At 67.8% G+C, this 10,950-nt stretch carries 12 protein-coding genes; 4 read left to right on the top strand and 8 right to left on the bottom strand.

Annotated elements, in window-relative coordinates:
• Positions 1-169 precede the first annotated feature (169 nt).
• The 3 genes from V9K99_RS13560 to V9K99_RS13550 all read right to left on the bottom strand — a co-directional run bounded on the left by V9K99_RS13560 (position 170) and on the right by V9K99_RS13550 (position 3,856).
• A complete protein-coding gene (locus V9K99_RS13560; RefSeq protein ID WP_337336392.1) occupies positions 170-946 on the bottom strand; it encodes a hypothetical protein in 777 nt (258 codons plus the stop codon).
• A 39-nt stretch (positions 947-985) separates the two neighbouring features.
• Positions 986-1,795 carry a hypothetical protein gene (locus V9K99_RS13555; RefSeq protein ID WP_337001666.1) on the bottom strand — a complete coding sequence of 270 codons (810 nt, stop codon included), beginning with the start codon at positions 1,793-1,795 and terminating at the stop codon, positions 986-988.
• 120 nt (positions 1,796-1,915) lie between these two features.
• Complete coding sequence (locus V9K99_RS13550; RefSeq protein WP_337001668.1) at positions 1,916-3,856, bottom strand: heparinase II/III domain-containing protein; 1,941 nt, start codon at positions 3,854-3,856, stop codon at positions 1,916-1,918.
• Between the two features lie 425 nt (positions 3,857-4,281).
• Here V9K99_RS13550 and V9K99_RS13545 point away from each other — a divergent pair, with 425 nt between their 5' ends.
• Positions 4,282-4,482 (top strand): hypothetical protein, encoded by a 201-nt coding sequence (locus V9K99_RS13545; protein ID WP_337001670.1) that lies wholly within the window; start codon positions 4,282-4,284, stop codon positions 4,480-4,482.
• Positions 4,483-4,508: 26 nt separating this feature from the next.
• On the opposite strand, the gene V9K99_RS13540 is transcribed toward V9K99_RS13545, so the two are convergent.
• Positions 4,509-4,883 (bottom strand): VOC family protein, encoded by a 375-nt coding sequence (locus V9K99_RS13540; RefSeq protein WP_337001672.1) that lies wholly within the window; start codon positions 4,881-4,883, stop codon positions 4,509-4,511.
• Between the two features lie 233 nt (positions 4,884-5,116).
• On the opposite strand from V9K99_RS13540, the gene V9K99_RS13535 reads away from it, so the two are divergent.
• Genes V9K99_RS13535 through V9K99_RS13525 form a run of 3 tightly spaced genes read left to right on the top strand, consistent with a single transcriptional unit; the run spans position 5,117 to position 7,018 of the window.
• On the top strand, positions 5,117-5,527 hold the full coding sequence (locus V9K99_RS13535) for a VOC family protein (protein ID WP_337001675.1): 411 nt from the start codon (positions 5,117-5,119) through the stop codon (positions 5,525-5,527).
• A complete protein-coding gene (locus V9K99_RS13530) occupies positions 5,452-6,456 on the top strand; it encodes an alpha/beta fold hydrolase (RefSeq protein WP_337336391.1) in 1,005 nt (334 codons plus the stop codon). Before V9K99_RS13535 ends, V9K99_RS13530 begins: the two co-directional genes overlap by 76 nt.
• A 37-nt stretch (positions 6,457-6,493) precedes the next feature.
• Positions 6,494-7,018, top strand: a complete 525-nt coding sequence (locus V9K99_RS13525) for a DinB family protein (protein WP_337001680.1) — start codon at positions 6,494-6,496, stop codon at positions 7,016-7,018.
• A gap of 96 nt (positions 7,019-7,114) precedes the next feature.
• Here V9K99_RS13525 and V9K99_RS13520 read toward each other — a convergent pair whose 3' ends face one another.
• From V9K99_RS13520 to V9K99_RS13505, 4 genes are all read right to left on the bottom strand, one after another.
• Entirely contained in the window at positions 7,115-8,362 is a 1,248-nt protein-coding gene (locus V9K99_RS13520; protein ID WP_337001682.1) for an MFS transporter, read from the bottom strand.
• Positions 8,359-8,886: an ArsR/SmtB family transcription factor gene (locus V9K99_RS13515; RefSeq protein WP_337001684.1), complete on the bottom strand. Its 528-nt coding sequence runs from the start codon at positions 8,884-8,886 to the stop codon at positions 8,359-8,361. The genes V9K99_RS13520 and V9K99_RS13515 overlap by 4 nt, the downstream gene beginning before the upstream one ends.
• Positions 8,887-9,186: 300 nt before the next feature.
• The gene (locus V9K99_RS13510; protein ID WP_337001686.1) at positions 9,187-9,552 is read right to left on the bottom strand and encodes an MmcQ/YjbR family DNA-binding protein; all 366 of its coding nucleotides are present in this window, start codon (positions 9,550-9,552) and stop codon (positions 9,187-9,189) included.
• A gap of 354 nt (positions 9,553-9,906) precedes the next feature.
• Positions 9,907-10,869 (bottom strand): 2-hydroxyacid dehydrogenase, encoded by a 963-nt coding sequence (locus V9K99_RS13505; RefSeq protein ID WP_337001688.1) that lies wholly within the window; start codon positions 10,867-10,869, stop codon positions 9,907-9,909.
• Positions 10,870-10,950 lie beyond the last annotated feature (81 nt).

Raw genomic sequence — 10,950 nt, 5'->3', positions numbered from 1 at the left:
GTTGCATCGCGGCCGAGGCGTCGTACCGCTAGTCACTCCAGCATGGTGCTCGCCGTCATCGGTTCCCCCCGGAAGTCGATTGGTTCCTCTGTCTGTATTGATGTCTTGGCACCCGACAAAGTTGCCCGGACTCCCTACTCCGGTTCCGGCGTTGCCTGTCCGGGCAAGGTCAGTGGTCCAGAATCGCCTGCAGGATCAGGTCGTTCCGCGCGGTCTGCCCGGCGGGCACCGTTGTGTGCCGACCGTCCCGCAGATCCGTCCGCAACCGTCCGGGACGCGCGGCCAGGTATTCGGCCCAGTGCACGATCCGCAGGTTCGGGTGGCGCCGCTGCGCCTGCGCCAACTGCAGGTTGATCCACTCGCTGTTCCGCTGGTCGGCGACCTGGATCCCGGCGGGTTCGTCGGTCCGCCGGACCTGCACGTTCACCCAGTAGACCGTCCGCGAAGGCCCGGCGATCCGCATCGCCCGCTCGACCTGGGGGGCGAAGGCCGGCGGATCGAAGATGTCGTTCGACCCGACCGCCATCACGATCCGGTGCGGCAACCCGAACTCCTGCGCCCAGGCAGCCATCGCGTCGACCGCGGCCGAGGTCGGCTCACCGGACCAGCTGTGCTCGGCGAACGTCGTACCAGCTCGCCGAGCAAGGAGCCGCCCGAGCGTGTCTCCGTCCTGTACGGCGATGCTGTCGCCGAACAGCACCACCCCGTTGGTCGCCACCACGTGCCGGATGTGCGCGGCACTCGAGATCACCTTGGCGTGCGCCTGCCATGGACCGAGCGTGCCCGACCCATAACGTCCTGTGCTTGCCGTCTGGGGTGTGCTGTTCTTCGCGTGCGCGGTCGGCGTCTCCAGGTGGATCAGTGTCAGCAGGGTGACGAGCAGCACCACGATGATGACTGCGGATGTCACGGTGCCGCGGGCGGTGAGCGGGTGATTTCGAGGCACACCTTGATAACGCGGGAACCGGCGAGGAGGTTGCCAGGCTCAGCGGGAGCTTTCGAGCGCCTCGACGATCAGCTGGTTGCGAGCGTCCTGGCCATCCGGCTCAGAGGTGTGAATGCCGTCCCGCAGGTACTTCGCCGCCCCGCCCGGCTGGGTCGCGACGAACCCGGCCCAGTCGACGATCCGCAGGTTCGGGTGCCGTACGGCGGCCTGCCCGAGTTGCTGGTTGATCCACGCGCTGTTGGCCTGATCGGCGGCCCGGATCGCGGCCGGCTGACGGACCCGGCTGACGTGCACGTTGACCCAGTACACCGTTCGCGAGGGCCCCGCGATGTGCATCGCGCGCTCGACCTGCGCGGCGAACGCCGGCGGATCGAAGATGTCGTTCGAGCCCACCGCCATCACGATCCGGCTGGGCAGGCCGAACTGTCGTTCCCAGTCCTCCAGCGCGTCGACGGCCGCAGAGGCCGGCTGACCGGACCAGTCGTGTACGGCGATGGAGTCACCACTCCGGTCTCGGAGCAGCTTCTCCAGGGCCGCGCCGTCCTGGACGGCGATGCTGTCGCCGAACATGAACACCCCGTTGAACATCAGCGCGTCCTGGATCTCGTCATCGGGCGAGATGCGCTTGACCAGGTCCTGCCACGGCCCCAGCGTCCCCGAACCGAAGGCCCCGGGACTGATCGATCGCGCCCCGGTGTCGGACACACTGCTGACCGGTGATGTCACGTGTGGTCTGCCCGGCTCGAGCAAGACCAGCACACCGCCCGTCGCCGCCATGACGCTCAGCGTGACCGTCATGGCGACGAACGGGCCGACGACCGCTTCACGGAATCCGCGTCGGTGTCTCAAGGACCCCACTCCCCCCAGGCTCAAGTCCTACCCCTCTATATGTCTCGACGCGATGAGCGGTTCGTTCCGTTGCATCACGGAAGGCCCGCCGGGTGGCGGGCCCTCCGATTTCCGATCAATTCAAGCAATGCGGACAAGTGACCCGCCAGCGGTGATTCCGATGGATGTCCGTACGCCGGCCACGCTCAGGTCGACGACGTACGTCGTACCCGACCAGCGGGTGCGGTAGGTGACCGAACCGGTCGCCCGCACCGGCGCGATGAACGACAGGATCGACGCCGACTTCCCGGCCCGTGCGAACATCAGCGTGGGGGCCGACCGCCGGATGGTGATCTTCGGGTAGTGCCAGCCCTGGATCGGCTGGGTCTGCGCCTGCTTGAGCAGGATGGCCCCGCGCGGGAGGGCCTGCCGGTACGGCACCTGGAACAGGATCGTCCGGGTGTCGTCACCCGCCCGCATCGCCAGTGCGGTCGTCCGCGAGTACACCGTCGCCTTCTGGTCCGACGGCAGGTGCCACAGCGTTTGGAACTGCTGCGAGGTCGTGGACGACGCACGGTCGAGCGTGACGACCAGGTCCGGACTTCTGACCACCAGTACGGCGCGGACGCGGCTGATCCCGGTCCCGGGTACGTCGGAGAACTCGTAGAAGTCGGACGTCGACTTCAGTGAGTACCGCGTCAGCTTGGTGGCCGGCAGCCGGTCGGCCGACAGCGGTGTCGTCATCGAGCTGTGCGCGAACGGGCTCTTCGCCCAGGTGCGCCAGACGTCGTTCTGGTAGCCGGCGTGACCGCCGTCGATCACGATGTCTCTACCGCGGGCGGCGTACGTGAGCGACATGTGGTCGCTGTGCCCGTGCAGCTTGCGCGACGGCCCGTACCTGATGCTGTACGACGCCTGGGCCGCGAACGTGGCGCTCGTGCCCCAACCGGAGCGGCCGAAGACGTAGCCCGCGGAGTACAACCCGACACGTTGGGCCGGTGCGGTCCCGCTCGCGCCGAGGCTGCCGGCGTACTCGAGTGGGGTCCCGGCGACGGGCGCCGTACGCACGACCTCGGAATCGCCGATCTGGTGGAGATTGCCCATCGAGTTCGTGGCCAAGGCCAGCCACTTCGCCATCAGGGTGCGTCTCGTGGTGATCGTCGTACCGGGGTCGGCGCCGCAGGCTCGCAGTACGTCGACCGCGCGGCCCCAGAGTGAGTAGTTGAACTGTGCGTACGCCGTCGATTGCTCGTTGGTCGAACCCTGCGAGTCGATCGCGGTCGTGATGCCGGCCGCGAGACGCTGCTGAGCGAGCGTCTTGTAGTCCGACCGGTTGAGTGTGCAGCCGACTCCGAACAGGGCGATGCTCTCGTCGGTGCCGTGGTTCCAGGCGCCGCTCCAGTTGTAGACCAGGAATCTGGCGTGGTTCAGCAACGCGGTGTCGAGCCAGAGGTACCGCGCCGGCAGTGTGGTGACCTTCAGGCCGGACAGGACTGCTTGCCTTGTGCAAATGATGACGTTGGTGCGGTGCATCGTCGACTCCCAGGCGCCGATGTTCGCCTTCCAGGAGTACGGATTGTCGAGCACCCAGTCGCTCACGATCGTGGTGACGTGCGCGATCGCGTTCGCGTCACCCTTGCCGGCCGCGATGATTCCTTGCCCCAGCCAACGAAGTGAGTGGAACCACATGTACCAGCTGGGATTGCCGTACGGGTTGAGCTTCCAGTTGATGTTGCCGCTGCCGTTGCCGACCTTGTACGGCTTGAACCCGCCCCAGGCGTAGTAGTCCTGCAGAATGTAGGACAGTGGCGTCCAGTCGTCGACCGAGCTGAACCCGGGACACGTGTACGTCCCGGCCGCCGCCGCTTCCGCCAGCGTCTTCGCCGCGCTCTCCGCCGTGATGTCCTTCGCCGGCACCTCGGTCGCCGGAATCACATTCGTTGCCCCCGGCACGAACTGCGCCCCCGGCGGATCCGGCAGGTCCGCAGCGATCGCGATCCCCGGATTGTCCGCCGCGACCCGTGCCGTCGCCGCCCCGCCGCCGCTAGTCGCCCCCGCTGCCACCAGCGCAAACACCAACACCCACCTGACCATGTCCTTCCCCCACCCCTAACCCGCGGCCCCCCAGCCGGCGGTGAGAATCCCCTATACCCGCACGATGGCCAGCAGTTGAGAAAAGTTGCGTCAGGCCCCAGTGACGTCGGAGCGTGCGCACCAGGTAGCTCTCGGTGCCCGCTCTCCTGATCCCCTGAGCCAAAGTAGGTTTCTCGGTGTGGCGAACGATGAGCAGGACCCGTCGCAGGTGATCGCGACGGACGGGACGTCTCGCGCCTACCTCGACCGGTTTTCGCTGAGCCCAGATGCCTGATCCGTGGCGGCGGCCGCGGCGCGAGCGGACGGGTCCTGCTCGACTTCGATGGGCCGGTGTGCGATCTGTTCCCACGCGGCAGCGGGTCGACGATCGCGGATGGCGCTCCTGCGCTCTCAGTGCGCCGATCACGCCAGGCGTGCGCGAGTTTCTTGCCGCTTGTGCGCGGACGGATCAGGCGGTCGTCATCGTCGGCAACAACGCCTCGGCTGCGATCGAGCTGTTTCTCGAGCGTCACGGGCTCGCGGCCCTGGTCGTCGGGGTTCTCGGCCGGCCAAATCTCCGCGCCACGAAGCCCGTCTCCGCCCGGCTGGTCCGGACGCCGTCATTCAGACGATGACGGCGCTCGCGGACTGCCTCTGAGGGTTAGGCGGAGCGTTCGGCCTCGCTGCGTTCTACACAGAACTCGTTGTGCTCGGGGTCGTGCATGGTGACCCAGCCGCGGCCGTCGGGCTGGCGGTGGTCGTCGTAAATGGTGGCGCCGAGGCCGACGAGTCGCTCGACCTCCTCGTCGCGCGTGCGCTGGTCTGGCACCCAGTCGAGGTGGACGCGGTTCTTGACCGACTTGGTCTCGGGTACGGCGATGAACAGCAAGCCGGGGACGGGAGCCGGCGCGACCACGAGCACCTCGTCGTCGCCGGGCTTGTCGCCATCCGCGATCGGCCAGCCGGTGGCCGTGCTCCAGAACTGTGCGAGCTCGAACGGGTTGCCGGCGTCGATCGTGATGTGTCGCGGAATCATGCCGAGACCCTAGCCGCCGCCCGGGCGTCGCGCGGCCGATTATTGGCCGTCGCTGTGGACAAATCATGATCCGGTACGGCGGATGTCGTCGTACGACGGAAGACGGGTGGGCGCACGGTCGGCGTACGGGTGGTGACGGCTCGGGATCGGGAAAAGCAGGGTCTCGCGGACTGTCGGTGGCCGGGTCTACTGTGCGGACCAAGAGTGGTTCAACCAGGGGGAAGGGGAGTCAGATGGCGTCTCGGCTCAATCCGTACATCCAGTTCGACGGCACTGCACGGGAGGCGTTGGAGTTCTACCAGAGCATTTTCGGCGGAGATCTGGCCACCAACACGTTCGCCGAATTCGGCGCGAGCAGCGGCCCGGACGACGAGAACAAGCTGATGCACGGCCAGCTCGAGACACCGGGCGGGTTCACGCTGATGGCCTCGGACACGCCGAAGGGCATGCCGTACAACCCGGGTGAGAACATCGCGGTCAGCCTCAGCGGCGACGACGAGGACCTGCGCGGGTATTACGAGAAGCTGGCCGAGGGCGGCAAGGTGACGATGCCGATGGAGAAGCAGATGTGGGGCGACGAGTTCGGCATGGTGACGGACAAGTTCGGGATCAACTGGATGGTGAACATCACCGCGCAGAGCTGATCACCGAACTGACCGGGTTGTTGCGCCTGCCGGACGGACGGCGGGCGCAGTACTGGCACGGCGGTGCGACCGACGGGGTGCCGGTGTTCTTCCTGCACGGGTGCCCTGACACGCGGCATGCGGCGTACGCCGGTGACGCGGCAGCTCGGCGTGCCGGCGTACGGCTGGTCGCGGTGAACCGGCCGGGATACGGGCTGTCCGACACATGCCCGTCGACACATCTGTCCGTGGCGGATGACGTCGCGGCGGTGGCGGATCTGCTTGGGATCGAGCAGTACGCCGTACTCGGGATGTCGATCGGTGGTCCGTACGCGTTGGCGTGCGCGGCCCGTCATCCGGACCGGGTGATCGCGGTCGGCGTGGCCGCGAGTCCGGCGGTTGTTCCTGCGCTGGATCCGCCGTACCACCGTGACGATCTCGGCCCGGAACAGCAGGCGTTCTTCACCCGCCTGTCCGCTCTCACGCCGGACGAGGCGGTCGAGTTGATACGCCCTGACTTCGAGGCGTACGTCGACCAACTCAACCCCGCCGATCCAGACGACGCGGCTCTGGCACGGCGCTTCCTCGCTCAACTCGACCCACATGACGCCGAGCTGACGACCAGGCCCGGACCCACGATCGACGGCCGTCCCCTCGGCTCGGACACTGCGATCGCAGCCGCCGTACGCGAGGCCCTTGCGAACCCGGACGGCTATCTCCGCGATGCTGCGATCTCGTTCCGTGATTGGGATTTCCGGCCCGAGTCGATCGAGTGCCCGACCTTCCTCTGGTACGGCGCGTTGGACGCGAACGCGTCGATCCGAAACGGCCACTGGCTCGCCGACCGGATCCCGGGCGCGACCCTGGTGATCCACGAGCAGACCACGCATCTCGCCGTACTGCACGATCACTGGGACGACATCTTCACCGCCTTGACGTCCGGAAATTGAGTACGGCGCCCGGTGACGGCGGAGCTACCGTGAAAACATGGGACTCAACGACGTGTTGTACGACCCGATCCGGCACAACATCTGGGCGACGAAGAGCCTGATCAAGTTCTGCCGCGATCAGAAACTCACGGCCGAACAGCTGGAAGTCACCGGCGTCGGCACGTACGGCGGGATCCTCGCCACCCTCGATCACATCGTCCGATGCGACGGCAGCTACCTGCGCCGGATCGCGGAGAGCCCGCTCGACTGGGTCGACAGCGAGCCGTCGACCGACTTCGACACCCTCGAACGCTGGAACGACGAGGCGGGCGCGCTCTGGGAGGTGTTCCTCGCCAAGCCGATCGACGTCGAACGCGTGGTGATCGTCGACAACAACACCCGCGCCACCCGGGTCGGCATCTTCATCGCCCAGGCGATCAACCACGCCAATCACCACCGCGAACAGGTCTGCGCCATCCTCACCGGCTTGGCCATCCAGCCTCCCGACATCCAGGCCTGGGAATACGCCTGGACCCACAACCGCATCTGGGACCTCCCCGAATCCGAACGGCCCACCTCCTGACCCACGGATGGTGGTCCGAGCGGCCCGCCGACGCGTGCTCCAGCGGGCATCACCTCATGTCCCACGCCTGCTGAGACGTGATGGCCAACCGGCGGGTCAGGAGGCCGGCGGGGAGGTGGTGCTGACGACCGTTGCTCGCTGGAGGTTGCGCACCGATCGCGACATCAGGGTCACCAGCGCGATGGCGACGTAGGCCGCGCCGGCAATCACCATCACCCGCTGAATGCCGAAGGTCAGCCCGAGCGGACCGAACAGCAACTGGCCGGCGGGGATCGCAACGAACGAACCGAGCATGTCGTAGGAGTAGGCGCGCGAGAGCATCTCGTCCGGCACGTGCTCCTGCATGGCGAGGTCCCAGCCCAGCCCGAAGACCTGGCTGCCGAGACCGGCCAGGAACGCCGCCACCATCGCCGCCGCCAGCACGGGCTCGAGGCCGAGGACCAGCAGCGGGATGCCGTTCAGGGCAATCGCGAACATCCCCCAGCGGAGCGGCCTTCGGAAGGAGATGCGGATCAGGGCCAGCGAGCACACCAGAAAGCCGACCGCCTGGGCCGAGCGGATCAGTCCCCACCCGGCCTCGCCGATGTCGGTCCGGGTGGCGAGCACTGGGCCGAGGGTGTTGAACGCGCCGCTGGTGATGGCGTTGAGCAAAGAGAACGAGGCGACGACCACCCAAAGCCACGTGGTCGTGCGGAAGAAGGTCCACCCCTCGCGCAGGTCGGCGACGGCGCCCCTGCTCCGGTGTCCCTCGGCCGGGCGCGGGATGCGAACACGAGTGAGGGCCAGCGTCGCGAGCAGGTAGGTCGCGCCGTCCACGGCCAGCGCCCACCCCGGTCCGACGACGACCACGAGCACGCCGCTCACGGCCGGGCCCAGCACCATCAGTGCGTTCTCGGGCACTGCGAGCACCAGGTTCGCCGCCTTGAGTTGGTCACGCGGGACCAGCTGAGGCAGCACACCGGCCAGCGCAGGCATGCCCGCGGCGGTGGCGGTCCCGTTGACCGCGGCGAGCAACGCGAGATGCCAGACCTCAGCGGTGCCGCTCAGCACCAGCGCGGCCGTCGCCAGCTGGCTGAGACCGGACGCGACGTTGGTCGCCTGGATCACCAGAGTCCGGCCGAACCGGTCGGCCAGCACCCCGCCCGCCAGCAGGAACACGACCATCGGGATGCTGTAGGCCGCCAGGACGGTGCCGAGCGCGGTCGCCGAGCTGCTGACCTCGAGCACCGCGAAGGTGAGCGCGACGCCGGCCATCGTCGTACCGGCCCGATCGATGAGCCGGGACAGCCAGTAGTAGCGGAAGTTCGGCTCGCGGAGCGGGGCGAGCGCGGGCGCGTCGCTCATGACGACGCCTTACGGGTCATCTGGAACGTCCAGGACGTGGTGCTGACATGCACGGTACCCGGCGTGCGCGGCGGCTGGTTGTGGTCGTGCATCAGCGTCGACGCCTCCGCCAGAAGTTCACGTACGCGTTCCCAGACCTCGGGCTGCACCCAGCCGTCGAGGTCGCTGAGATGGCTCGGAGTGTGCCGCTTGCGCTGCCGCACCCGCCGCTCGAGCTCGCGGGCGAGCGCACGCACCTCGGCGACCTGGCCCTCCGTCGTCGCGCGGGTCCGATGCTGTCCGCGTTCCTCGTGGGGATAGCGGTACCTCTTGGCGACGCCGCCGCGAATCCGCTCCTCGCCCGCCTCGACGACCGTGCCGGTCTCGAGCAGGATCCGCAGATGGTACGACGCGTTCGCATGAGTCAGGTCAAGCTCGCGAGCCACCTCAGCGGCACTCATCGCCGTACCAGTGAGCAACGAGAGCATCCGCAGCCGAACCGGATGAGCCACGGCCCGCAGCTCCTTGATGTCGTCGTCCGTCATCGCACCTCACTCCCCAACAACCCTTGGGGAGAACCCTGCCCCAAACCCCACCAACTGTCAAACACTCATTGGGCAGTACCGAGGCGACACCACCAGAGCGCTCTCTGTCAACGGAAAGTGGCCCAGACCCGGTCCGCCCGTCCCGGCGCGTCCGCGCGGACAGGCCGGGCAGTCAGACGCAGATGGGTGGTTGCGGTCGGATCGTCCGGGCACCCACCCCCGGCCCCCGCGTACCCCCGGCACACCCTCCCAGCACACCCGCGCACACACCCCCGCCTCCCGCATACCTCTAGGTGTGGGTCAGGTCTGGTCGAAGGACTTGACCAGGGATTTGGGGGCTTGGGTTCGCCAGGCGTCGGTGAGGAGTTCTTGGAGTTCGGTGGAGGTGATGGTGGGGAGGCGGACCAGGACGGCGGGGAAGCCGTTGTAGTGGGGCTCGGTGAAGAACTTGGTGGGATCGGCTGCCAGGAGGGCCTCTTTCTCGGCAGCGTTGGGGACGCGGACGGCGAGGACGTCCGGCCGAGGAACCCGGGTCTTCGGTTCGGTTCGTTCGAGCCAGACCCAAGCGATCCCCTTGCCGCGGACAGAGAACGCGAACCGATCCTCAGCTTCCTCGACCTCAGGCAGGCTGAGCGCAATCCGGCGTACGTCGTCCTGGTCAGTCACCCACATCACCTCCGCAGAGTCCGTTGGACAACCATCCTGCCGTCGTCTCCAGCTCCACGCATCACCTCACCAACCATCCACACGGTTAGCCGGCTCCACAGACCGCCTCGGTCTGTGGAGGTGCGTCGGCAGCAGGCAGCAGGCAGCAGGCAGCAGGCAGCAGCTGACCAACTGCCCGTGTCGGCAGCCGCGGGGCGCCCGAGGTCAGCCGGCTCCCCGTTCGCTTGCTCGGTGCAGTGTCTGGGGCTGGTGAGGTGCGGTGCTCACCGGCTTCGGGCGGCGGCTTCGGCAATCAGCCGGGCCGTTCTCCGGCTCGGGGTGGTGTTGGGCTTTAGGTCGGGGGGTGGTGGGTGGTCAGGGTTTCACTAGGTTGGCTGATTCGGGGACGGGGGTGATGGGGGTGCCGTAGGTGAACCAGTTGAGGAGGTTTTCTACGACCAGGTTGCCCATGGCGTTGCGGGTGGGGATGGTGGCGGAGCCGACGTGGGGGAGGAGGACGGCGTTGGGGAGGTCGAGGAGGCCGGGGTGGACGGTGGGCTCGGCTTCGAAGACGTCCAGGCCGGCGCTGAGGATGGTGCCGTTGCGGAGGGCGTCGACCAGGGCCGCCTCGTCGACGACGGTGCCGCGGGCCACGTTGATCAGGATGCCGTCGGGGCCCAGTGCCTCGAGGACCTCGGCGTTGACGAGGTGGCGGGTGCTGTCGCCGCCGGGGATGACGATCATCAGGATGTCGACGTTGCGGGCCATCTCGACCAGCGACGGATAGTAGTGGAAGTCGACGTCCTTGCGGCGGCGGTTGTGGTAGGCAACGGAAACGCCGAACGGCGCGACCCGGTCGGCGATCGCCTGGCCGATCCGGCCGAGACCGAGGATGCCCATCCGGCGGCCGTGCAACGTTGCCTTGGTCAACGGGTACGGGCCGTCCTGCCACTTGCCGGCGCGCAGGTACCGCTCGGCCTGGGGTAGCTCGCGGACGGTCATCAGCAGCAACCCGAGAGCGGTGTCGGCGACCTCGTCGTCCAGCACGCCAGGCGTGTTCGTCACCACGACACCGCGCTCGGCCGCGGCCGTCGCGTCGATCTGGTCGTACCCGACGCCGAAGCTCGACACGATCCGAACGTTGGGCAACCGGTCCAGGAACGCGCCGTCGATCCGCGTCCCACCGGCGGCGACGGCAACGATCTCGTCCCGCCGCTTGGCCAGCACCGCGTCAGGATCCGCCTCCTCCCAGAGCCGGATCAGCTCGACCTTCCCGTCCAGACCGTCCGCGACCGACCGGTTCATCGGTCCCGGCATCAACACCACTGGCAGTCCCATAGTTCCTCCTCGCCAACATCCTCACCGAACCGCACCGACCGCACCAGGAACCCGACCCGCGCTCTTCAGGCACTCGAAGAG

The organism is Kribbella sp. CCNWLW201, assembly GCF_037203805.1.
Taxonomy (GTDB): Bacteria; Actinomycetota; Actinomycetes; order Propionibacteriales; family Kribbellaceae; genus Kribbella.
This window is presented reverse-complemented; position numbering and strand designations above follow the sequence as displayed.